Raw genomic sequence first — 21,857 nt, 5'->3', positions numbered from 1 at the left:
AAACTGCCAGAGCAAAGTTGCCAGCCATCGGCAAAACCGATATGAACCTATCCCCAGAATCGCTCCAAGCCTTTGCCCAAGCTGCTGCTATGGGTTCGTTCAGCGCTGCGGCCAGACGGCTGGGGAAAAGCCAGTCGACGATCAGCGAGGCGATTTCTCGCCTGGAAATCGACCTCAACGTCAGCTTGTTCGTGCGTGGCGCACGCCAGCTCACCCTGACCGAAGCGGGCAGCAGCCTGCTCAGTCGCGTGCAGGATGTTCTGGCGGCATCTGATCGCTTGCTGCGCCAGGCCGGCCAGCTTGCCGCCGGCCTGGAGCCCAAGCTGACCCTGATACTCTCGGACGCCTACCAGGCCAGCCAATACCAGGCGCGCCTGGTGGAGCTGGATCAGCGCTATCCGGACTTGGAATTCGAATGTTTTTTCGCCGAGCACGCCGATGTGCTCGACTTGGTCGGCCAAGGCCGCGGCCACCTGGGCCTGCTGGCGGCCCAGGCCAGCTACCCGCCGGAGCTGGCCCACGCCAGCCTGGCGGACTGCGCGGACTTCGGCCTGTTCGTGGCCAAGGGGCATCCGCTTGCCCAGTTGCCGCGCGTCACCACCGAAGACCTGCTCCCCTGGCGCGTGCTGCGCCTGAGCACCGTGGCCGACCAGGGCGCCGAGCTGGATGACCTGCCAGGCAGCGGCGGACGCTGCTGGTCGGCGCCGGACTATTTGCTATTGCTGGAAATGGCCACCCTGGGGTTTGGCTGGGCGGCGCTGCCCCGACAGTTGGTGACGGGCCACGGCGATGGACGCCTCCAGGAACTGGCCATCAATGGCTGGCCCAAGCAGGTTCGGGTTGACGTGGTCTGGTCGCGGGAACGATCGCTGGGCCCGGCTGCCGCCTGGCTGCTGGAACGCCTCCTGAGCAGTTGAACACTCTTTCGCATCACAACGCGCTTCGCCTGCACCCCGTATATCTCACTTGCCAACAAGAGCCCATCGCCATGCTCACGGTCATCGCCCAAGACTTCATCAAGGTTGAACACATCGAGGACGTACTGCCGCTTTACGCCGAACTGGTTCGTAAAACACGCAAAGAACCCCTATGCCTGTCTTACGATTTGCATATCGATCAAAAGGATTCGGGCCACTTCGTTTTCATCGAGACCTGGCCAGACAAAGCGGCGCTGGACACGCACTGCAAGACCGAACATTTCAGGACGTTAGTGCCGAAAATCGACAGCTACCGGCGCCAGCCTGGCACCTTTCTGTTAATGGACGCCTTTACCGAAAAGCCCAGCAAAGCCGAGCACTGAGCGGCACAAGTGTGCTCACCCGCAAACCCGCAACAAGCCCGATTGCTACACACCTCGTCAAGGAGACGCCCATGATCACCTGCTACCTGCGCTACATCATCGACCCCTACCAACTCGCCGAATTCGAGCACTATGCCAAGCTATGGATTCCGCTGGTGGAGAAGTTCGGCGGCCAGCATCACGGGTATTTCCTGCCGTCGGAGGGCGCCAATAACGTAGCCCTGGCGCTGTTCAGCTTCCCCAGCCTGGCGGCGTACGAGCAATACCGCGAACGCTCCATGCAGGATGACGAATGCCTGGCCGCCTTCGCCTACGCCCAGCAAAACCGTTGCATCCTCAGCTACGAGCGCAGCTTCATGCGCCCGGTGGGCACAGCGCCCCGCTAGCGTTCACAGCTCACCGGCATAACAGACTGGTGAGCTGCTCGACCCGCGCCGTTCCAGCTCATCCTCGAGAAAATCCTGCAGCGCCCTGGCATTGTTGTGCTCGGTGTCTCGTGCGGCATAGAGCAAGGTCAGGTGGCCGGCCGCAGCGCGTGCCAGCAGCCCCTGCCAATACTCGGGGTGCGCGGCCAGTTCGCGGCGATAGCCATCGCAAAACGCCGCGTACTCGCTGGGCTGGTGTCCGAAGCGGCGGCGCAGCTCATCCGACGGCGCCACATCACGCAGCCATTCGTCATGCTGCAGCACCTCCTTGCGACAGCCACGTGGCCACAAGCGATCGACCAGCACGCGGTAGCCGTCGCCCTCCTCCGCGGATTCGTAAACACGCTTGCACTGGATCATCGGTAACGTCCCTTGAGATTGCCCTGCCGCCTCGGTAACGTGGCCGCTCGTCAAACGGAGAGCCCCATGCACATCAGCCGCAAATTCTTAGTGTTCACCCTGTTGCCGCTGTTCGCCAGTTGCGCGGTGTACACCGGCAAACCCGTGGACCCGGAAAAGTCGCAGACTCGCCTGCAAGGTGAACTGACCCGCCAAGCCGGCCAGCTATGGTTCTCTCCGTGCAACGACCCACGCCGCTTTGCGATCAGCGAGGGCGACACTGGTATCGCTCAGGACAGCAGCGAGCTGCTCGGCGATGGCCATTCGGCGCTGTTCGCCGACCTGCGCGGGCGCATGGGCTCGACCAAGGTCAGCGGCGCCGACGGCGGCTACGAGCTGAGCCGTGTCTACCGCCTGCAACCCGAGGGCAACGGCTGCGAAGACCCGAACTTCAAACGCACCGTGCTGCGAGCCAGCGGCCAGGAGCCGTTCTGGAGCGTGACCGTCAGCAATCAGGGAATGGTGCTCAGCAGCCCGGACAGCGAGCCGCTGGCGCTGCCCTATATGGAAGAGCAGTTGCCGGAAGGTCGGCTGAACCTGGCCAGCGAAGCCAACGGCCAGCGCGTCGAGTTGTGGATCGCGCCGCAGCGCTGCGTCAACGACATGAGCGGCGCCGTACAACACCTCAGCGCCGAGCTGCGCCTCAACGGCAAACTGATGCGCGGCTGCGCATCGTTCGGCGGCGCGCGCGACAACTGACCAGTGAGCATGGCATTGCCCGGCGGGTTACGCGCTACGAACAGGCACGCTTTTGTAGGCGTCGCGACCTCGCGGCGATGTGTGGCCGCACCCTGAATCTTCCAGGATGATGGCTATAGCATCGCGCCGAGGTCGACGCTCCCACAGGTTAACGGTCTGATTGCAGGGCAACGATCAAGGCGGTATCTACAGGCAGCCCTGCGCCTCACTTTTTCGCCTATATCCAGCGAAAACCGCAGATAAATCGTGAACAGCTTGTTAGAGCAGAATGCCCTTGTCGCGGGCGCGCTCATGGCACAGCTGCAACACCTGGCGGCGCTCGGTGTTTTCCATACGGCTCCAGCGCGTGATCTCGTCGACGTTGCGCTGGCAACCGATGCAGATGTCTTCTTCATCCAGCGCGCAGACATGCACACAGGGCGAGGCGACCGGGCGTTCGGCGGCGTGCATCAGTCGTCCTGCTCGGCGAGGTCGGCGGCATAACGCCTGGCGTTCTGCACATAGTGCGCGGCGCTGGCTTCGAGCAGTTTTTTCTGCTGCTCGCTGAGCTCACGCACCACCTTGCCGGGCGAGCCCACCACCAGCGAACCGTCGGGAATTTCCTTGCCTTCGGCGATCAGCGCATTGGCGCCGATGATGCAATGCTTGCCGATGCGCGCACCGTTGAGCACCACCGCATTGATGCCGACCAGGCTGTAATCGCCCACCGTGCAGCCGTGCAGCATGGCGTTATGGCCAACGGTTACGCCCGTGCCGAGGGTCAGCGGCGAGCCCATGTCGGTGTGCATCACCGCGCCGTCCTGCACGTTGCTGTTCTCGCCGATATGAATCAGTTCGTTGTCGCCGCGCAGCACCGCACCGAACCAGACGCTGGCACCTGCCTCGAGGCGCACCTTGCCGATCAGGGTGGCGTTGGGGGCGACCCAGCTTTGCGGGTGCAGCTCGACACGGGCATTGCCCAGGCGGTATTTCATAGCGGAGGTCTCGGAGCCATGCTCACTTGAGGTGAATGTAGTACTCGGGCGGGCGCTGCATGTCGATGCCAGCGTCGTAAACCAGATTGACCAGTTCCACCAGCATGATCGCCGTCAGGCCCCAGATCTTGTACTCGCCATAGCGGTAACTCGGTACGTACCAGCTGTGCCCGAGGTAATCGATACGGTGGGTGACTTCACGGGGATCGTCGCGGAAAAACGCCAGCGGCACGGAAAACACTGCGGCGATCTCGCCGTCGTTGGCCTGGTAGTCGACGAAGTCGGGCACTACGCCGACATAGGGCGTGACCTGAATACCGTGGCGCGACACCAACGTACTGAGCGGCCCGACGACTTCCACCAGCCCGGGCGGCAGACCGATTTCTTCTTCGGCCTCACGCAGGGCGGTGTCGATCAGATCGCGGTCTTCCGGGTCGCGACGGCCGCCCGGAAAGGCAACTTCGCCGCCATGGGTAGACAAACCACTGGCGCGCAGCGTGAGCACCACTTCCGGTTCATCGCTACGGGTGATGGGCACCAGCACCGCTGCCTCGGGAAAGCCCTCATGGCTTTCCAGGACGTGTGGGCTGTAGCCACGAACGCGTTGGAGTAACTCGTCCAGCATGACCATTCTCGGAATTCTTCTGCGCCGGATAATGGCATGAAAGCGCGGCGCTGCCCAACCCCGCGCCGCCTGAACGTGAGCCCGCCCGCTACATCAGCTTTTCAGGCGATAGCCTGTTTTGAAAATCCACGCCACGGTCAGGATGCACGCCAGCAGGAAGCCCAGGATCATCCCCAGACTGACCAGCACGTTGACGTCCGACACGCCGTAGAAGCTCCAGCGAAATGCACTGATCAGGTACACCACCGGGTTGAACAGGGTCACCGTCTGCCACACCGGTGGCAGCATGCTGATCGAGTAGAAGCTGCCGCCTAGGAAGGTCAGCGGCGTAACGATCAGCGCTGGCACGATCTGCAGCTTTTCCCAGCCATCGGCCCACACGCCGATGATGAAGCCGAACAGGCTGAAGGTCAGCGCCGTGAGCACCAGGAACGCCAGCATCCAGAACGGGTGGAGAATCTCGAAATCGACGAACAGCCGCGCCGTGGCGAGAATGATCAGGCCAAGCACGATGGACTTGGTGGCCGCCGCGCCGACGTAGCCGAGGAGAATTTCCAGGTAGGAAATCGGCGCCGACAGCACTTCGTAGATGGTGCCCGAATACTTGGGCATGTAGATGCCGAACGAGGCGTTGGAGATGCTCTCGGTCAACAGCGCGAGCATGATCAGGCCGGGGATAATAAAGGCCCCGTAGCTGACACCATGCACCTGAGTCATGCTCGAACCGATGGCCGAACCGAATACCACGAAGTACAGCGAGGTGGTGATCACCGGGGTGGCGATACTCTGCAACAGGGTGCGCCAGGTGCGCGCCAGCTCGAACAGGTAGATGGCGCGGATCGCGTAGAAATTCATGTCCGATCCCTCACCAGACTGACGAAGATGTCTTCCAGCGAACTCTCGCTCGACTGCAGATCTTTGAAGGCAATACCGTGCTGCGCCAGGGTCTGCAGCAGCGCGGCGATGCCGGTGTCCTCCTGCTGACCATCGAAGCTGTAGACCAGCTCAAAGCCGTCGTCGCGCAGTTGCAGGTCGTCGCGCTGCAAAGCAGGCGGCAGTTCGCTCAACGGCTGCTGCAGGTGCAGGGTCAGCTGTTTCTTGCCGAGCTGACGCATCAACGTGTCCTTGTCCTGCACAAGGATGATCTCGCCCTTGCGGATCACACCGATGCGGTCGGCCATTTCCTCGGCCTCCTCGATGTAGTGAGTGGTGAGGATGATGGTCACGCCACGCTCGCGCAGCTTGCGCACCATTTCCCACATGTTGCGGCGCAGCTCGACGTCGACGCCCGCGGTCGGTTCGTCTAGAAAGAGGATCTCCGGCTCGTGAGACAACGCCTTGGCGATCATCACGCGGCGCTTCATGCCACCGGACAATTCGAAGATGCGTGCATCCTTCTTGTCCCACAGCGACAGGTCGCGCAGCAGTTGCTCCAGATACGCGTTGTCAGGCGCCTTGCCAAATAGCCCGCGACTGAAGCGCACAGCTGCCCAGACGCTTTCGAAGCCTTCGTTGAACAACTCTTGCGGCACCAGGCCGATCTTCGAACGCGCCGCGCGGTAGTCGCGCAGGATGTCGTGACCGCCGACCGTCACCGAGCCGCTGCCCGGATTGACGATGCCGCAGATGATGCTGATCAGCGTGGTCTTGCCCGCCCCGTTGGGACCAAGCAGCGCGAAAATCTCGCCCTTGTGGATGTCCAGGTCGATGGATTTCAGCGCCGGGTGCCCGGACGCGTAGGTTTTGTTCAATTGCTGAATGGAAATGACAGGTTGCACGGCGCGGCCTTGGTCCTGAAAACAGTCGGCCATTGTAAAGAAATGCTACCGCTCGTGCTGCCCGCTTGGCAGCCGCGCGGCCAATCTCACTCGGTCAATCAGCCGCGGCCCTGGTGCGGCAGAGCGCTGCAACGAAATGGGCGCTGTCAGCACTGTGCGCCTGCGGTCGGCCTATTCAGCGTCGGCCACGCTGAATTCGGAACACGGGCACGACAAGGCAGTCGGATACACGGCACACTGATGCACTTCACAGTGCTTTCTCCAGATACAAGGATCATGCAATGGCTTTCAAACACCTGATTGGCGGCGCCGCTCTACTCGCCATGCTCGCCGGCTGCAGTTCGACCGACACAGCGCCCACCCAGGCCGCGAAACCTGCTCACAGCGACGGCACCTGCAGTGCCGCGGCCGCACAGGGCCTGCTCGGCCAGGTGGCCACCGCCGAAATCGTCGAACAGGCACGCCAGCAGTCCGGTGCTCGCACCGCACGCGTGCTGTCGCCCGGTGACATGGTGACCCTGGAATACAATTCCCAGCGCCTGAACATCGACATCACCGAAGCGGAAGTGATCGAGCGCATCGCCTGCGGTTGAGTCGACACAGCGCTGACCTTCTGCGGCACAATCGGGCCACTCCCCTGCCAAGGATCGGATCTGGCCCATGCAGATAGATGAAGAGCTGACGCTCAAGAAGCTGGAAATCTTTCTAGCCTTCATGCGTAGCGGCAACCTGTCGCGAGCCGCCAGCGAACTGGAAACCAGCAATGTCAGTGTTCATCGCGCTATCCATTCATTGGAAAGCGCCCTGCGCTGCCCGCTGTTCAAGCACGAAGGGCGCAACCTGATTCCGCTGGAAAGCGCCTACGTGCTGGAAGAAAAGGCGCAGAAGCTGATCCATGAGGTCGTCGAAACAGTTCGCCTGACCCGCGAGGCAGCCGGGTTCTCGGCCGAGCGATTCAAGCTCGGCTCACTGTACTCATTGACGGTGAAAACCGTACCGCAGCTGATCATGGGCCTGAAGATCCGCCGCAGCGAGCTGAATATCGACCTGATCCTCGGCTCCAACGCCGACCTGATGTACAAGCTCAAGAACATGGAATTGGACGCCATTCTGGTGTCGCTCGATGAGAGCGTCTGCGATGCCGATTGCGATCAGTTGCCGCTGTTCGCCGACGATATCTTTCTCGCCGTGCCCAACGATTCGCCATTCTCCACACAACCGGAAGTCGACCTGGCCGAATTGCGCGACTCCACGTTCATTACCCTGAGCCAGGGCTACGCGACCTTTCGCGACGGCGAACGGGTGTTCAGGCAGGCGGGCTTCGAGCCCAATGTGGCGATGCAGGTGAAAGACATCTTCACCCTGCTGAGCATGGTCAGCTCCGGAGTGGGCTACGCGCTGCTACCGGGGCGCGTGGCGGCGGTCTACGAGAACCGCGTGCGGCTGATTCCGCTGCAGGCGAAATACCACCTGCAGCAGCATATCGGGGTGGTGTTTCTAAAGGCCAAGGAGCGCGACCCGAACTTGCTCGCGCTCCTGGCCGAATGCCGTATGTACAGCATCGGCCAGCATCCCGATGATGCTAACCGAACAGGCCGCGCATGATCACATACAGCAGCGATGGGCCCAGCAGACAACCCAGTGCGGTGTAGAACGCAGCCGTCAGGCAACCGTAGGGCACCAGCTTCGGATCGGTAGCCGCCAGCCCACCGGCCACGCCGCTGGAGGTGCCCATCAAACCGCCGAAAATCACCGCACTGCGAGGGTTGTTCAAGCCGATGTAAGGCGCCACGAACGGTGTGGCCACCATCACCAGAATCGCCTTGATCAAACCGGCAGCAATCGACAGGGCCATCACATCGGAGCTGGCGCCCAGTGCGGCACCGGTCACTGGGCCAACGATATAGGTCACCGCACCGGCACCGATGGTGGTCAGGCTGACCACATCGGTATAGCCGAAGGCCATGGCCACGGCGACACCGGCAATGAACGATGAAAACACTCCCATGAACAGCGCCAGCACACCTGCAAAGCCAGCGCGCTTGAGCTCCTCGACACTGACGCCGAACGCTGTCGCGACGATGGCGAAGTCACGCAGCATGGCGCCGCCAAGCAAGCCGATACCAGCAAACAGTGGAATGTCCACAAGGCCCTTCTGACCGCCCGTGTACGCGCCGCCGATATATGACAGCAACAAGCCGAGCAGAATGGCAATGGCCGAGCCATGCAGGCGGCCTTTGGTGAAGTTGTTGGAAATCCAGTAGGACACCCACATGGTGATGCCGATGATGGCGAAACCACTGAGCAGGCTGTAGCTGGTGATCACTTTCATCAAGGATTCGTACATGCTGATCACCGTGGGGTTTTGGTCAGGGGAGTCGTGCTGACAGGCGCATCGACCGGCTCGGCCGGCTCAAGCGGTGCCTGTTGGCCGATGCGGCTGAGCACCGGTACCAGCAGAAAGGCGATGACGACTGCCGCTGTGCCGGCAAGGATCGCCATGGGGCCGCCACTGAGTGCGCCGTATACGTTCTGCTGAGCGGCCATGGCGACCACGATGGGGATGTAGATGGCGCTCCAGAACTCGACGCCCTGTTCCGATTTACCGGTGAACAGGCCGCGCTTGTACAGGTAGCTGCCGAGAAAGATCAGTAACAGCATGGCAATACCGACACCGCCGACATTGGCCGGTACGCCGATCAGTTTGCCCAGTAATTCGCCGATAAAGATGCCCGCAAGGGTACAGAACGCCAGGAAGGCGACGCCGTAGATAATCATTGTTGTTGTCCTTCGGTAAACGACCCGATGCTATCGGCTGCGGCTCACCTCCTCACGCAACAAGGCGTCCAACGTGTCGGGGCGTGCACCCTCGAACGCGATCACCTGCCCTGGCTCGAACACACGCCGCGCCAGGCCGCTCAATACCGTGCCGGGAGGCAATTCCAGATGCAGACGCACGCCGCGCTCGTAGGCGGTGTGCAGCGTTGCCTGCCAGTTGACGACGCGGCACATATTGCCTGCCAGGTCGTCGCGTAGTCGCTCGCTGTCGTTGATCAGCCGCGCCGAGCTGCCGCTGAGGTACGCGATACGCGGGCGCTGCAGCGTCACCTCAGCGAAGGCAGCGCGCAACTCGCTCGCAGGGGCAGCCAACAGCTCGCAATGTGACGGCACACTCATCGCCAGGCGCTTCGCGGCGCCGGCTCCCAGCGCGCGTGCCTGCCCTGCGACTGCGGCCATGGCCGCGTCGCTGCCGGCGATGACCAATTGATTGTCAGCATTGATGTTGGCCAGGTAGACCGGCCCATCTGCTTGTTCGAGCAAGCCTTCCAGGCTGCGCTGATCCAGCCCGACAATGGCAGTCATGCCATAGCCGCTGGGATAGGCACGCTGCATCAACTGGCCTCGCAGCGCCACCAGGCGAACAGCATCGGCAAACTGCAGCGCACCGCAGGCGACTGCTGCGGCGTAGGCGCCGATAGACAGCCCGGCCATATAATCGGCACGGTTGCCGCGCTCGGCCAGCAGCCGCGCGCAGGCCACGCCGGCGATCAGCAGGCACAGCTGCACAGCTCGGGTGTCACGCAGTTGCTGCGGCGAATCCAGGTCGGTGACGGGAGCGCCGAGTACGTCGCTGGCCTCCTCGACACATTCGCGCACTACGGCCGCCTCCGGCAATGCCTGTAGCATGCCGGGCCGCTGCGCACCTTGGCCGGGAAATGCCCAGAGACTGCTCACGCCGCCGCTCCCTGCGCAGACCAAGGATCAGCCAGCAGCAAAGGGGCAGCCTGGGTCTTGACCAGCACCCGACCGTTGCCGGCGGCCCACTCGCGCAGCGCCACGGCCCCCACTGGAGTTTCCAGCTGCACATCGACCCGCGCGAAAACGCCTTCCAGCAGCGAACATAAGGTGCGCGCGCGGTCGTGCGACAGGAAGTAAGGCGCGCGCAGCAACAGGTCGAGATCGCTGTCCGGATGCGTGGCCGCTACGCCGCTGGCCAGTTCGAAGCCGAGACTGCCGGTCACGCCCCATGCCATGCCCTGCTCGTTCAATAAGGGTGCCAGCTGCGTCAATGCCTGCACGGCTGGCCAATGAGGCTGATGATGCGCTCGCCAGCGCCCGGCTCGTGCCACGGCTTCTGGGCTCACATGACGGGCCACGTCAGCGACGCGCATCCACGTCGCGAAGCGTTGCCCACGCTGCTCGCCGCGCACACCAATCGCGACCCAGCCAGGCTCGGCAGGCGCGCGCCGCACCACCACTGGCACACGCCCAGCCAGGGCGCCGCGAGCCCAAGCGGGAGCGTCCGCTGGCAGCTGCTCGGGGCGCAGGCCCCAAAGCAGGTCGTGAGGTAATGGCTGTTTCATCGCCGCTGCCTTACCACTGAGCCCGAAGCAGCTCACGCACCTGGCTGGAGGCCGCGCGGTTCTCGGCCCCCAACCGTGAGCGCAGATCCCGCGGGCTCTGGGCGATATCGGCCATCGCACGGGCAAGGCTGTCTTGCACTGTCGCCACATCGTGCCGAGCAGGCGTGGCAGCCTGCTCGACATCGAGAACGTCCCAGAGCAGGCCGAGCGAGGCGTAGTTATCCAGGTCGTAGGCCATGGGCGGAACGCTGGCAGCGAGGCTTTCCAGATCCTCGACGCTGCGCAAGGTGATACGCGCTGCCGCGGCTTTGCCCATGGCATGCACCATCACGGCGGGATCGCGCAGGGCGATCAGGCGATTGGCCTGGTAACCATGGGCGAGAAACGCACCGGACATGGCTTTGCCGACCAGCAAGCCGATTACCGCATGTCCGGCCAGACGGGCTCGTGCATAACCGTCAACCGCGCCAGCCAGCGCCTGATGGATGCCATAGGCCTCCTCACGGCGGCCATAGGCCTGGCTGGGTACGTCGACAATGGCGATCAGTGCGCGTTTGTGCGTGCTGTCGCGATCCAGTTCGATGGCAGCATCTACTGCCCGGGCAAGCCCCCAGCCCTCGAGCAGCCCCACTTCGCCACTGCGGGCGCGTGGAAAAGGGTTGTGTTCGTCGGCGACCACAGCGATATAACGCACCGCCTGACCGGCAAGTTCGCCATCGGCAACGCGCAATGAGCCAGGTAGCCCGGTTACCGGCTGCGCATCGCCAGCCAGGGCCTCGAACCAGTTCAACCCACGTTGTTCAGTAATGTGGCTCATCATTGTGCTCCCTGATAGAGGCTGCGCACGGCAGCGGCATCAGCCTGGGCGCTGGTATCGACCCCTTGCAGACGCTCGAGAAACCAGGCGTGTCGACGGCTGCGCTCCTGCGCCGGCTTACCGCGCCGTAACAGGTCGCGTACCTGGCTGTGGATCGCAGCCACGTCATCGCTGACGTAGCCATCGACCAAGCCACTGGCATGGCGCTGCTCGCCGCCGGTGAGGCTCCAGATGAATGGCCGATCACGGGAGTCGTACTCGGCGATACCGGCTTCCTGCTCGATCACCTGCGGGCCGTTGAGCCCCAGGCGCGCCTCGCGGGTTACCAGCAGGTAGCTGCAAAGCCCCGCCGCAATGGACATGCCGCCGAAGCAGCCGACCGGCCCGGCAACCACGGCGATCACCGGCTGGTGCTGACGCAGGTCGATGATCGCCGCCTGAATCTCGGCGATGGCGGCCAGTCCCAGGTTGGCCTCCTGCAGCCGCACGCCGCCAGTTTCCAACAGCAGCACGGCGCGGGTCGGCGTGCCATTACGATTGTCTTCGGCCGCCAATTCGAGGGCGCCGGCAATCTTGGCGCCACCCACCTCACCGAGACTGCCGCCTTGAAAGGCACCCTCGATGGCGATGATCACCGCCGGCTGATCGTCGATCAGGCCCTTGGCGACCACCACTCCGTCATCGGACTGGGGCACGATGCCCTGCCGGGGCAACCACGGCGAAACCACCCTGGCGAAAGGATCGAGCAGTTCGCGAAAGCTACCTTCATCGAGCAACGCGCGGGCACGTTGCCGGGCGCCAAGTTCGGTAAAGCTGCGCTGTTCGAGCAGGCGTTGGATCGTGGCATCAGTCATGGGACAGCTCCTCCAGGCCTTGCTCCAGGCGCAGGCGAACCACCCCTGGCGTGGCGCCGAAATCGTGAATGGCGATATTCAGCGCCGGCAGTTGCTGCTCACGAAACATGCGCTCGAACAGTTGCTGCCAGCGCGGGGCGCTGCCGTTTACCGAGGTCACCACCTGAATCGTGAGGGCGCCATCGGTGCCGGGTTCAAGCAGTACTTCAAGATCCCCCGAGCCGACGCAGCCAACCTGTGCACGGCCACTCGCGGGCGGCCCTGCCGGGAATTGAAAAGACAGAGTTTCCATTTCAGTGACTCCCAATCTGCGCTGGCAGGCCATGCTGCAAGCGGTCGAGAAACAAGGCCGCGGCGAGCAGATCCGCCGCACCGCCAGGCGAGGCACGCAACCTCAACATGTCATGTTCCAGTTCACGTAGGCGCCGCCGCCCTGCCAGGCTGGCCACGCCACCAGCGTCGAGCACCGCGCGCGCACCGGCCTGCATGCAACGCAGCCCCTGCAGACCCGCGCGATACAGCACGCAGGTGTCCGCCAGCTGACTCATGATTGCCAGCAAGGCGTCTAGCCGAGCGTTCTGCTCGCCAGTACTGGCGGCGCGGCTGCGCGACAGCTGCGGCAAGGCATGCTGGAGCACCGCCGGAAAGGCGAGTTGGGCTTGCTCGCGAGCGCCCCGAACGCCGTAACGACGGCAGACTTCGGTGCCATGACTGACAGCACTCGCCGGTAGCGCGCTATCCGTCAACAGGGCGATCTGCGCGGCGCGAGTCGCCACCGGGCCGGCGCCAAGCTCCCGTCTATCCAGCGCCGCCCCGGCGCAGAGCAGACCCAGCGCCCAGATGGCCCCGCGATGAGTGTTGACGCCACCGGTGACGCGCAACATTTCCTGCTCACCCTCACGGCCAATGCGGCCAAGCGTGTCGCGCAGTGACTGGCTCACACAGCCTTCGGCCAGTGCGGCCTCGGCCATCGTCTTGAAGCAGGGCCACAACGACATGGCCGATGCGTGCATCAAGCCCAGATGCAGATCGCTATGGGCTCCGCTGCCACGGCGGTCGACCAGACCGGGTTTGGGTGATAGATCGGCCTCGTCGATCAGGGCTTCTACCGCGAGATCCGCCAGGTAATCGCTGAGCGCAAGGGGCGCTCGCTTGGAATGGGCTGCGTTCATCACCAGCTCCTGAATTTGGCAGGTGGCTGGTACAGCCCACCGGACCAGTCGACCAACTCGGCGATGCTCTTGGCCGCCAGCAATTCACGGCTGGCATCAGCGCGGCGGATGCCCAGATCCTCCGGCAGCGCGATCAGGCCCTCACGGCGCATACGCTGGGTATTTTTCGGATCGTGACGCAGGCCGATGGCGGTCACCCCGGCGACGGCGGCGATCATCGCCTGGCGTTCTTCCAGCGAGCGTGCCTTGTAGAGATAGGCAATACCCTCTTCGGTGAGCAGGTGGGTGACGTCGTCGCCGTAGATCATTACCGGCGCCAACGGCATACCGACCTTCTTCGCCATATCCACGGCGTCGAGTTGCTCGACAAAGGTGGGTTTGCCGCCCTCCTGGAAGGTTTCGACCATCTGCACTACCAGCTTCTTGCCGCGCTCAAGCAGCGGCGCGGCGCTGTCCGCCGGGCGCATGTCCAGCCAGGCCGGGGTGCCGTGGCGGCGGCCGCGCGGATCGTGGCCCATGTTCGGTGCGCCGCCAAAACCGGCCAGGCGACCCCGCGTCACGGTGGACGAATGGCCATCGCCATCCACCTGTAGCGTCGCGCCAATGAACAGGTCGACGGCATATTGGCCGGCGAGCTGGCACATCATGCGGTTGGACCGCATCGAGCCATCACGGCCGGTAAAGAACACATCGGGGCGCTGCGCGATATAGCCTTCCATGCCCAGCTCGGTACCAAAGCAGTGCACGCTTTCCACCCAGCCGGTCTCGATAGCAGGAATCAGCGTCGGGTGCGGATTGAGCGTCCAGTTACGGCAGATCTTGCCTTTCAGGCCGAGCGACTCACCGTAGGTCGGCAGAATCAGCTCGATGGCCGCGGTGTTGAAACCGATGCCGTGATTGAGCGACTGCACATTGTGTTTTTCGTAGATGCCGCGGATCGCCATCATCGCCATCAGCACGTGCACCGGCTTGATGTGGCGCGGGTCGCGGGTAAACAGCGGCTCGATGTAAAAGGGCTTGTCGGCCACCACCACGAAGTCGACCCATGACGCAGGGATATCCACCCGCGGCAGTTCGTCGACGATTTCGTTGACTTGGAAGATCACGATGCCGTCACTGAAGGCGGTCGGCTCGACCAGCGCCGGGGTGTCTTCGGTGCTCGGCCCGGTGTAGATGTTGCCGTGCCGGTCGGCCTGGAAACCGGCGACCAGCGCCACATTGGGGATCAGGTCCACCAGCAGCCGTGAATAGAGTTCGATATAGGTATGAATAGCGCCGACTTCCATCTGCCCGTCTTCGAGCAACTGGCCGATGCGCAGGCTCTGCGGGCCGGCGAAGGAAAAGTCGAGCTTGCGGGCGATGCCGCGTTCGAACAGGTCGAGGTGCTCGGCACGGCTGACGCTGGGCATGATCATGTGCAGATCGTGCAACCGGCCGGGATCGACTTCGGCCAGAGAGCGGGAGAGAAAGTCCGCCTGCTTCTGGTTATTGCCTTCGAGCACCACCCGGTCACCGGGAGCGATCAGCAGCTCCAGGGCAGAGACGATCTTGTCGCTGGGCAGAACCACGCCGTCGGCGAGGGTGCGCACCTGATCGAGGCGCCGCGCTTTTTCAGCGCGACGACGCGACCACTGCGGCGGTGGGGATATTATTGTTGTCATTGAAGACTCCACGAGTTCCGCTGTCGTGAGGGCACAGTAGGACCGTGGCAAGTGCGGCATCAATCAAGCAAGCGGCCGTTTCCTTACGCTCAGGTTAACGATCAACAAAGCGATGCCCGTCGAGGCCATCGGTTAACTACGCCTGACATACCGGGCATACTGGCATCCCCGTTTTGGTCGCCAGTCTTCACATGCGCATTCACGTCACCTTTATTGATCGCGTTGGCATCACCCAGGAGGTGCTCGCCCTGCTGGGCGGCCGCAACCTCAATCTCGACGCCGTCGAGATGGTGCCGCCCAACGTCTATATTGACGCCCCTACCCTGAGCGCAGCGGTGCTCGACGAGTTGCGTGATGCGCTGTTCAAGGTGCGCGGCGTACAGGCGGTGACCGTGGTCGACATCCTTCCCGGCCAGCGCCGCCGGTTGCAACTCGACGCCCTGCTGGCAGCGATGAGCGACCCGGTGCTGGCGGTAGATGGTGAAGGCCGGGTGCTGTTGGCCAATCCGGCGCTGATCGCACTGTGCGGTCGGGAGCCTGAAGGCGAAGCGCTGGGTGAGTTGTTCGGCGAAGCCGACTTGCAGCAGGCACTGCTCGATCAGCATTTCCGCCTGCCGCTGCGTGAAGTGACCTTGAATGGTCAGGCGCTGCTGCTGGATGCCACGCCCATTCGCGAGACCGCCGAAACCGGGCACCTGGCCGGGGCGCTGCTGACGCTTTACGAGCCCAGCCGCATTGGCGCTCGACTGGCGGCGCTGCACCACGACTATGCAGAAGGTTTCGACTCGCTGCTCGGCGACTCACTGCCTATTCGTACCCTCAAGGCCCGCGCCCAACGCGTCGCCACCCTGGATGCGCCCTTGCTGATCCACGGCGAAACCGGCACCGGCAAGGAGCTGGTAGCGCGCGCCTGCCATGCCCTCAGCCCACGTCACAGCGCCCCGTTTCTGGCCTTGAACTGCGCGGCGCTGCCGGAAAGCCTCGCCGAGAGCGAACTGTTCGGTTATGCACCTGGCGCCTTCACCGGCGCTCAACGTGGCGGCAAACCCGGATTGCTGGAACTGGCCAATCACGGCACGGTGTTTCTCGACGAGATCGGTGAGATGTCGCCTTACCTGCAGGCCAAACTCCTGCGCTTTCTCAGCGACGGCACGTTCCGCCGAGTGGGCGGTGATCGGGAAGAAAAAGTCGATGTGCGCATCATCAGCGCCACCCACCGCAACCTTGAACGGATGGTCAGCGAGGGGGAGTTTCGTGAAGACCTGTTCTACCGCCTGAATGTGCTCAACCTGCAAGTGCCGCCGCTACGCGAACGCGGCCAGGACATCCTGTTGCTGGCTCGCCACTTCATGCAGCACGCCTGCGCGCAGATACAGCGCACTCAGTGCCGCCTGACTCCGGACACCTACCCTGCCCTGCTCGGCAATCGCTGGCCGGGCAACGTGCGGCAACTGCAAAACGTGATCTTCCGGGCTGCGGCGATCTGTGAGAGCAATCTCGTACAGATAGGCGATCTGGATATTGCGGGGACGGCTGTCGCTCAACAAGGCGTGAGCGGCGAAACCGTGAGTCTGGACGCGGCGATTGCCAGTTTTGAAAAGCAGTTATTGGAAGGGCTGTACGTGAGTCATCCATCGACCCGCCAGTTGGCCGCTCGACTGCAAACGTCTCATAGCGCGATCGCTGTTCGGCTGCGCAAATACGGAATCAAAAATACTCGCTAACACACTGCGGACATATGGGTGTCACCGCGCTGAACACCGGGACACCCATAGAACGTTCACAGGTTACTGGCTACCGCTACCGCCGCCGGTACCGCCGGCGCCACCACCTTCGCCGCCGCCCATACCTTGCGAGCCGCCAGAGCCGCCGCTACCCGTACCGCCGGGATTAGTGGTTCCACCAGGCATCGGGTCAGTGCCCATGCCAGTTCCATTGCCCGTGCCCGTACCGGTACCCGGAACGGTGGAGCCGTTGGGGCCTGGATTGGTGGTGCCACCTGGCAAGGTGTTGCCGTCGTCGCTACCCATCCCAGGATCCTCTGTCGGCACGGCTGGTGACGACGGATTGGTCGGGCCAGTTTGCGGAGCGGTGGTGTCCGCTGCCGCAGGCAATACAGCACCGGCCAGCAGGCCGCTGAGTACGAGGGCAGGAATCTTCATCTTGTTCATGGGGTCACCTTTCATCCAAGTTGGTGGAGAATCTCACTGGCTTTCATTGAAGAAGCCAGCGCTCCCTATACCCGACCGGATGAAATTCCACATTGTTCGTTAAGTAGGACGAACGGTCTTAACTACGCAACGCGTTAACCAACTCGGCAAGCCACGGTTCTGCGTCCTGCTCGGGCGTGACGCTTTCGCTGGCATCTACGCGCAGCATCGGCAGAACCTCAAGCACGCCCAGTTCGGCAAACAGCTCGCGCACTTGCTCACCACCCGCGCAGTAGGTGTCGCCATAGCTCGAATCACCCAGGGCAATCACGCCTCCCGGCTGGCCCTGCCATGCAGGCAAGCGATCGCGAATAGCGTAGTAAAGCGGTTGCAGATTATCCGGCAACTCACCCATGCCCGTGGTCGAGGTCACGACCAGAAAACTCTCGGGGCCGAATGCCAACACGTCTTCCAGGCTCGCCCGCGGATTGTGCCAAGCCTCGAGGCCTGCCTTTTTCAGCACGCCTTCAGCGTGTCGGGCGACTTCCTCGGCGGTGCCGTAAACTGAACCGGACAGTATCGCGACTTTCATTAAAACTCCATGTCTTGAGGGCTTCGCAGGCTATTATGCCGCATTGCCCGGCGTGGCGTTTTCTGCCGTTTCACGCGCATAAAACGGTAGCCGGCCACGCCTCTGGTAGACTGCTGAAAATGCTTGGGGGACGTAGAAAATGATCAACGCCAAACTGCTGCAATTGGTCATCGACGCCTCGAGTGATGGCATCGTGGTCGCTGAGCAGGAGGGAGAGGACAACATCCTCATTTACGCCAACCCGGCATTCGAAGCCCTAACGGGCTACAGCAGCGAAGAAATCCTCTACCAGGATTGCCGCTTCCTGCAAGCCGGCGATCGTGACCAGCCGGCTCTGGCGCTGATCCGCGAAGCCGTGCGAACCCATCAGCCATGCCGCCAGGTAATTCGCAATTTTCGCAAGGACGGCAGCCCCTTCTGGAACGAATTATCGATCACGCCGGTGTTCAACGAAGGCGATCAGCTGACCTACTACATCGGCATCCAGAAGAACGTCAGTGAGCATGTGCAAAACCAAGAACGAGTTAAAAAGCTGGAAGCCCAGGTGGCTACGCTGCAGGCGGAACTGGCCGAACTGAAAAAGCGCTCGTAACGGTAACTAAACACGCGGCCAGTTGTCATAACTTGGCCTTCAATGCGCGTAGAAAGCCGTCATGCAAGATTCGTCGTTGTTAACTCCCCTCGAAATGGAATTCATACAACAACTTACCGAAAGCAGCCCTGCCCCGGTCGAAACCGATCCGGGCCTGCAGGTCGATGCCGCGCGGCAAACCGCCGAGCTGCTCGCCAGCTGCGCCGCCAAGGAACAGCTGACCATCGAGGCTCATATCGACAATCAGCGTCTGTCGTTCACGCCGCATTTGGTAACTGACGAGCAAAACACCCCACATCTGGAACTCGGCGTGCCGCAGATCTTCGAGGAAGGCTCGTTTGATCGCTCATGGCGACTGCCACTCGACCCACCGCGTGCACTGCTGGCGCGTGACGGTCAGCCGACCAGCCTGCTCATTCACGAACTGTCGCTTAGTGGCCTGCTGGCCGCCCAGATGGCAGACGCCTCGCCGCCAGAGCGCTTCAGCCTGGCGATGGATATCGACGAGCCGGCACCGATCATTTTGCAAGGCAGCCTGGTGCGCGTGACCGACGACGGCCTGCTTGCCTACGAGCTGACCCTCGATGAAGACAACGGCAAAGGGCTGCGGCACTACCTGTATCAGCAGCATCGCAGCCTCTACGGGCCAATTGACAGGGTGTAGGGCGCCACGCTCAGGTATCGAGACGCCCCGTCAGCAACTGGCGCAGGCGCTGACGCATCAAACGGCCCTCACTACCCAGGCATGCGATTGGCGAACCACGGAAGTTATCCTCCAGCAAGTCAGCACCCTCGCCCACAAGTCCCAACGGGCAATCCAACGTCAGGGCTAGGCGCTCCAGGGTCTGCGGGGTTTCGGCTGCCGGCGCCTGATTAGAAAATACCAACACCGCCTGGGGCCGCAACTTGCTGCAAACATGCGACAGCTCTTCAAGCGACTGGCCGATTCCAAGCACATGAACCGCGGCGTCCAGCGGACTCAGTAGCAGACCGGTGACCAGCAATTCCAGCTCACGGCAGCGGCCGGGCAATGCGACGAGGAGGATCCGCTCGGCAGCCTGGTCACGCAGATTGTGCAGCCGCTGCAGCACCCGACCGCGCAGGAAGGTGTCGAGAAACAACCACTCGCTGCCGTATCCGGGGCGGCCGTAGCGCAATAGCAGCTGGCGCCAGAGCGGCATGATCACGTCCTGGAACGTCACCGAAAGCGGGTAGCTGGAAAATACCTGCCCATAGACCCGATCCAGCTCCACTTCATCGAATGCCTGCACAGCGTCCAGCAGGCGGCTCTGCCACTGCGACCACTCACCCGACGTGGCCGATTCGTAGGTAGGCGCTGCGTTACCCTCGTTCGCGCCGTGACGGGCAAAGATACGCCCCACCTTGCTAACCGGAACGCCGCGCTCGATCCAGGCAAGCACACTACGTACTGTCTCGACGTCAGCCTGCGAGTACAGACGATGACCGCTGTCGGTTCGCACCGGCTGGATCAGGCCGTAGCGCCTTTCCCAAGCACGCAACGTCACCGGGTTTACCCCGGTCAAACGGGCCACTTCACGGATTGGGAAGAGCTCTTCTTCCTTCATCGCGACGGTTACCAATGGCGCAGCGCCAACCACATTGGACATAGAGAAAACCGTTTTTGGATCAGAATTTTTCAAGTCTACTCCAGCTTTCGAGTACCTACCCGTTACTTATACAAAGCCTGTACAACGACACAGCATCGCGGTTGTGATCGGCTATCGTGCAACGCGCCCCTAAAGACGCACCGCAAAGAGCCCGATCAACGCACCACTGCCGCCCAATCCCGCGCGACCCGATGATCAGCGGTATAGCCCTGTACCCCTTGTAAATGGCGGCTTTGAGCAGCCCGCCATCACACTTTTAGACAGCCCTGGCTTATTTTCCAAAAACAGGAATAATCCTTGCTGCAAACAAGCCACGACTCACCACCCCGAGTCGCGGACTTCGCCTCGACCCTACCCGGGTCAGGTGCTCAGCAGCAGGAGATACACGATGTCTACCGAACCGGTCACCCTAATGGTGGCGCGCCGTGTTGCTAACGGGCGTTATCACGATTTCATCGCCTGGCTGCGTGAGGGCGAACAACTGGCCACCGATTTTCCGGGTTACCTGGGCTCAGGCGTTCTCGCCCCACCTGCAGGTGACGACGAGTTCCAGATGGTGTTCCGGTTTACCGACGAACAGACCATGGCGGCTTGGGAGCATTCGGCGTCCCGTCGTGCCTGGCTTGATCGCGGCAAGGGCTTGTTTGCGCAGCCCCATGAGCAGCGCGCCCTCGGTATAGACGCCTGGTTCGGTAGCGGGCAACGCCAGCCGCCCCGCTGGAAGCAGACCATCGCCATCTGGCTGGCATTCTTCCCTGTGTCCCTGGCTTTCAACGTGCTGTTCGGCGATCTGCTGTCGGACGTGCCGCTGGTGACGCGCGTTCTGCTCAGCACCCTGGCGCTGACGCCGCTGATGACCTATCTGTTCATTCCCCTGGTCACTCGCTTGCTGGCTCCCTGGCTGCAAGGCAGCCGCCCGGCCGGCATTCTGCGTCGCATCATCCCCTCCACCAGCCGCTGAGCTGGCAGCGCCATGGCCATTAAGGCCATGGCGCCTCGCATTCCCACATTATACGAAGGGTTGTACAGCTTTCGCCGCTGCTATAACTTTGTACAGCCAGGCCAACGACCTCTATCGCGGCGCCTTTCCCTCGTTCACTCTCGACGAATTGCCCATGAGCGTTACCAACGCCCCGATCCTGATCACCGGCGCCAGCCAACGTGTCGGCCTGCATTGTGCCGAGCGGCTACTCGATGACGGCCATTCACTGATCGTCACCTACCGCAGCGAAAAGCCCGAGCTGGAAACGTTGCGCGCGCGCGGTGCGCTGACACTGCATGCCGACTTCACCAACGAAACCAGCATTCTCGCCTTTATCGAGCAGCTGAAGGCCCACACCGATGCACTGCGCGCGATCGTTCATAACGCCTCGGCCTGGTTCGCCGAAGCCCCCGGTGAAGAAGCCGCGGCTTTCCAGCAATTGTTCACCGTGCACATGCTTGCGCCGTACCTGATCAACCTGCATGGCGCCGCGCTGCTGCAGCGAAGCGAACGTGCTGACATCATCCACATCAGCGATGACGTGGTGCGCAAGGGCAGCGGCAATCGCCCCGCCTATTGCGCCACCAAAGCCGGGCTGGACAGCCTCACCCTGTCGTTCGCGGCGCGCTTCGCACCGCACATCAAGGTCAACGGCATCGCCCCGGCCTTGCTGATGTTCAACCCCGACGACGATGCCGAATACCGAAGCAAAGCCCTGAAAAAATCCGCGCTGGGCTTCGAGCCAGGTCCCGATGTGGTTTACCAGAGCCTGCGTTATCTGTTGGATACCCCGTACATCACTGGCACCACCCTGACCGTGAACGGCGGCCGCCACCTCAAGTGAG

At 62.5% G+C, this 21,857-nt stretch carries 29 protein-coding genes; 11 read left to right on the top strand and 18 right to left on the bottom strand.

The genetic code is table 11. From position 1 onward, the window contains the following. The first annotated feature begins 41 nt into the window (after positions 1-41). The 3 genes from BLS60_RS02005 to BLS60_RS01995 all read left to right on the top strand — a co-directional run bounded on the left by BLS60_RS02005 (position 42) and on the right by BLS60_RS01995 (position 1,686). The gene (locus tag BLS60_RS02005; protein ID WP_092365265.1) at positions 42-917 is read left to right on the top strand and encodes a LysR family transcriptional regulator; all 876 of its coding nucleotides are present in this window, start codon (positions 42-44) and stop codon (positions 915-917) included. 71 nt (positions 918-988) lie between these two features. Next, a complete protein-coding gene (locus tag BLS60_RS02000; protein WP_092364054.1) occupies positions 989-1,300 on the top strand; it encodes a putative quinol monooxygenase in 312 nt (103 codons plus the stop codon). Between the two features lie 71 nt (positions 1,301-1,371). Beyond that, a complete protein-coding gene (locus tag BLS60_RS01995) occupies positions 1,372-1,686 on the top strand; it encodes an NIPSNAP family protein (RefSeq protein ID WP_092364051.1) in 315 nt (104 codons plus the stop codon). A gap of 3 nt (positions 1,687-1,689) precedes the next feature. Here the strand turns inward: BLS60_RS01995 and BLS60_RS01990 are convergent, their stop codons facing one another. Beyond that, positions 1,690-2,085 (bottom strand): DUF488 domain-containing protein, encoded by a 396-nt coding sequence (locus BLS60_RS01990; RefSeq protein WP_092364048.1) that lies wholly within the window; start codon positions 2,083-2,085, stop codon positions 1,690-1,692. Positions 2,086-2,151: 66 nt separating this feature from the next. Between BLS60_RS01990 and BLS60_RS01985 the strand changes: the two genes are divergently transcribed. Further along, positions 2,152-2,823 carry a COG3650 family protein gene (locus BLS60_RS01985; protein WP_092364044.1) on the top strand — a complete coding sequence of 224 codons (672 nt, stop codon included), beginning with the start codon at positions 2,152-2,154 and terminating at the stop codon, positions 2,821-2,823. Between the two features lie 258 nt (positions 2,824-3,081). Here BLS60_RS01985 and BLS60_RS01980 read toward each other — a convergent pair whose 3' ends face one another. The 5 genes from BLS60_RS01980 to BLS60_RS01960 form a co-directional block, all read right to left on the bottom strand. Continuing rightward, positions 3,082-3,273, bottom strand: coding sequence for a DUF1289 domain-containing protein (locus BLS60_RS01980; protein ID WP_092364041.1), 192 nt, complete (start codon positions 3,271-3,273; stop codon positions 3,082-3,084). Then, positions 3,273-3,797, bottom strand: coding sequence for a gamma carbonic anhydrase family protein (locus BLS60_RS01975; RefSeq protein ID WP_092364038.1), 525 nt, complete (start codon positions 3,795-3,797; stop codon positions 3,273-3,275). Before BLS60_RS01975 ends, BLS60_RS01980 begins: the two co-directional genes overlap by 1 nt. 22 nt (positions 3,798-3,819) lie before the next feature. Continuing rightward, the gene (locus tag BLS60_RS01970) at positions 3,820-4,422 is read right to left on the bottom strand and encodes a CoA pyrophosphatase (protein WP_070883874.1); all 603 of its coding nucleotides are present in this window, start codon (positions 4,420-4,422) and stop codon (positions 3,820-3,822) included. A gap of 93 nt (positions 4,423-4,515) precedes the next feature. Then, positions 4,516-5,277 carry an ABC transporter permease gene (locus tag BLS60_RS01965; protein ID WP_070883827.1) on the bottom strand — a complete coding sequence of 254 codons (762 nt, stop codon included), beginning with the start codon at positions 5,275-5,277 and terminating at the stop codon, positions 4,516-4,518. Then, positions 5,274-6,200, bottom strand: a complete 927-nt coding sequence (locus tag BLS60_RS01960; protein WP_092365262.1) for an ABC transporter ATP-binding protein — start codon at positions 6,198-6,200, stop codon at positions 5,274-5,276. Before BLS60_RS01960 ends, BLS60_RS01965 begins: the two co-directional genes overlap by 4 nt. A 281-nt stretch (positions 6,201-6,481) precedes the next feature. Between BLS60_RS01960 and BLS60_RS01955 the strand changes: the two genes are divergently transcribed. Together BLS60_RS01955 and BLS60_RS01950 are read left to right on the top strand one after the other, a co-directional pair. Continuing rightward, complete coding sequence (locus BLS60_RS01955) at positions 6,482-6,793, top strand: I78 family peptidase inhibitor (protein ID WP_092364035.1); 312 nt, start codon at positions 6,482-6,484, stop codon at positions 6,791-6,793. Positions 6,794-6,860: 67 nt separating this feature from the next. Next, positions 6,861-7,805, top strand: coding sequence for a LysR family transcriptional regulator (locus BLS60_RS01950; protein WP_092364032.1), 945 nt, complete (start codon positions 6,861-6,863; stop codon positions 7,803-7,805). Here the strand turns inward: BLS60_RS01950 and madM are convergent. Genes madM through mdcA form a run of 9 tightly spaced genes read right to left on the bottom strand, consistent with a single transcriptional unit; the run spans position 7,783 to position 15,068 of the window. Beyond that, the gene (madM, locus tag BLS60_RS01945; RefSeq protein ID WP_070883830.1) at positions 7,783-8,547 is read right to left on the bottom strand and encodes a malonate transporter subunit MadM; all 765 of its coding nucleotides are present in this window, start codon (positions 8,545-8,547) and stop codon (positions 7,783-7,785) included. The two genes, BLS60_RS01950 and madM, sit on opposite strands and share 23 nt — an antisense overlap. A gap of 5 nt (positions 8,548-8,552) precedes the next feature. Beyond that, the gene (madL, locus tag BLS60_RS01940; RefSeq protein WP_092364030.1) at positions 8,553-8,978 is read right to left on the bottom strand and encodes a malonate transporter subunit MadL; all 426 of its coding nucleotides are present in this window, start codon (positions 8,976-8,978) and stop codon (positions 8,553-8,555) included. A 30-nt stretch (positions 8,979-9,008) separates the two neighbouring features. Beyond that, positions 9,009-9,935 carry a malonate decarboxylase subunit epsilon gene (gene mdcH, locus BLS60_RS01935; RefSeq protein WP_092364027.1) on the bottom strand — a complete coding sequence of 309 codons (927 nt, stop codon included), beginning with the start codon at positions 9,933-9,935 and terminating at the stop codon, positions 9,009-9,011. Then, positions 9,932-10,564 (bottom strand): malonate decarboxylase holo-ACP synthase, encoded by a 633-nt coding sequence (locus BLS60_RS01930; RefSeq protein ID WP_092364023.1) that lies wholly within the window; start codon positions 10,562-10,564, stop codon positions 9,932-9,934. Before BLS60_RS01930 ends, mdcH begins: the two co-directional genes overlap by 4 nt. A gap of 10 nt (positions 10,565-10,574) precedes the next feature. After that, positions 10,575-11,381 carry a biotin-independent malonate decarboxylase subunit gamma gene (gene mdcE, locus BLS60_RS01925; RefSeq protein WP_092364020.1) on the bottom strand — a complete coding sequence of 269 codons (807 nt, stop codon included), beginning with the start codon at positions 11,379-11,381 and terminating at the stop codon, positions 10,575-10,577. Further along, complete coding sequence (locus BLS60_RS01920) at positions 11,381-12,235, bottom strand: biotin-independent malonate decarboxylase subunit beta (protein ID WP_092364016.1); 855 nt, start codon at positions 12,233-12,235, stop codon at positions 11,381-11,383. The genes mdcE and BLS60_RS01920 overlap by 1 nt, the downstream gene beginning before the upstream one ends. Then, positions 12,228-12,527 (bottom strand): malonate decarboxylase subunit delta, encoded by a 300-nt coding sequence (locus BLS60_RS01915; protein WP_092364013.1) that lies wholly within the window; start codon positions 12,525-12,527, stop codon positions 12,228-12,230. Before BLS60_RS01915 ends, BLS60_RS01920 begins: the two co-directional genes overlap by 8 nt. Before the next feature lies 1 nt (position 12,528). Then, the gene (locus BLS60_RS01910; RefSeq protein ID WP_092364010.1) at positions 12,529-13,407 is read right to left on the bottom strand and encodes a triphosphoribosyl-dephospho-CoA synthase; all 879 of its coding nucleotides are present in this window, start codon (positions 13,405-13,407) and stop codon (positions 12,529-12,531) included. Beyond that, positions 13,407-15,068, bottom strand: a complete 1,662-nt coding sequence (gene mdcA / locus BLS60_RS01905) for a malonate decarboxylase subunit alpha (RefSeq protein ID WP_092364007.1) — start codon at positions 15,066-15,068, stop codon at positions 13,407-13,409. Before mdcA ends, BLS60_RS01910 begins: the two co-directional genes overlap by 1 nt. A 191-nt stretch (positions 15,069-15,259) precedes the next feature. Here mdcA and BLS60_RS01900 point away from each other — a divergent pair, with 191 nt between their 5' ends. Continuing rightward, a complete protein-coding gene (locus BLS60_RS01900; RefSeq protein WP_070883839.1) occupies positions 15,260-16,792 on the top strand; it encodes a sigma-54-dependent transcriptional regulator in 1,533 nt (510 codons plus the stop codon). A 63-nt stretch (positions 16,793-16,855) separates the two neighbouring features. Here BLS60_RS01900 and BLS60_RS01895 read toward each other — a convergent pair whose 3' ends face one another. Both BLS60_RS01895 and BLS60_RS01890 read right to left on the bottom strand, forming a co-directional pair. After that, a complete protein-coding gene (locus BLS60_RS01895) occupies positions 16,856-17,239 on the bottom strand; it encodes a hypothetical protein (protein ID WP_092364004.1) in 384 nt (127 codons plus the stop codon). Between the two features lie 118 nt (positions 17,240-17,357). Then, a complete protein-coding gene (locus tag BLS60_RS01890) occupies positions 17,358-17,810 on the bottom strand; it encodes a flavodoxin (RefSeq protein ID WP_092364001.1) in 453 nt (150 codons plus the stop codon). A 139-nt stretch (positions 17,811-17,949) separates the two neighbouring features. Here BLS60_RS01890 and BLS60_RS01885 point away from each other — a divergent pair, with 139 nt between their 5' ends. Both BLS60_RS01885 and BLS60_RS01880 read left to right on the top strand, forming a co-directional pair. Beyond that, positions 17,950-18,402 (top strand): PAS domain-containing protein, encoded by a 453-nt coding sequence (locus BLS60_RS01885; RefSeq protein ID WP_070883842.1) that lies wholly within the window; start codon positions 17,950-17,952, stop codon positions 18,400-18,402. Between the two features lie 76 nt (positions 18,403-18,478). Further along, complete coding sequence (locus tag BLS60_RS01880; protein ID WP_143024563.1) at positions 18,479-19,066, top strand: hypothetical protein; 588 nt, start codon at positions 18,479-18,481, stop codon at positions 19,064-19,066. Positions 19,067-19,076: 10 nt separating this feature from the next. On the opposite strand, the gene BLS60_RS01875 is transcribed toward BLS60_RS01880, so the two are convergent. Continuing rightward, a complete protein-coding gene (locus BLS60_RS01875) occupies positions 19,077-20,030 on the bottom strand; it encodes a MerR family transcriptional regulator (protein WP_092363995.1) in 954 nt (317 codons plus the stop codon). Positions 20,031-20,418: 388 nt separating this feature from the next. On the opposite strand from BLS60_RS01875, the gene BLS60_RS01870 reads away from it, so the two are divergent. Both BLS60_RS01870 and folM read left to right on the top strand, forming a co-directional pair. After that, positions 20,419-20,991 carry an antibiotic biosynthesis monooxygenase gene (locus tag BLS60_RS01870; protein ID WP_070883845.1) on the top strand — a complete coding sequence of 191 codons (573 nt, stop codon included), beginning with the start codon at positions 20,419-20,421 and terminating at the stop codon, positions 20,989-20,991. A gap of 154 nt (positions 20,992-21,145) precedes the next feature. Further along, on the top strand, positions 21,146-21,856 hold the full coding sequence (folM, locus tag BLS60_RS01865) for a dihydromonapterin reductase (RefSeq protein ID WP_092365259.1): 711 nt from the start codon (positions 21,146-21,148) through the stop codon (positions 21,854-21,856). The last annotated feature ends 1 nt before the right edge of the window (position 21,857 follow it).

Origin of the sequence: Phytopseudomonas seleniipraecipitans (assembly GCF_900102335.1) — a bacterium.
In the GTDB taxonomy this organism is placed as follows: Bacteria; Pseudomonadota; Gammaproteobacteria; order Pseudomonadales; family Pseudomonadaceae; genus Aquipseudomonas; species Aquipseudomonas seleniipraecipitans.
The sequence above is the reverse complement of the archived record's forward strand: the minus strand, read 5'-3'. Positions and strand labels throughout refer to the sequence as shown.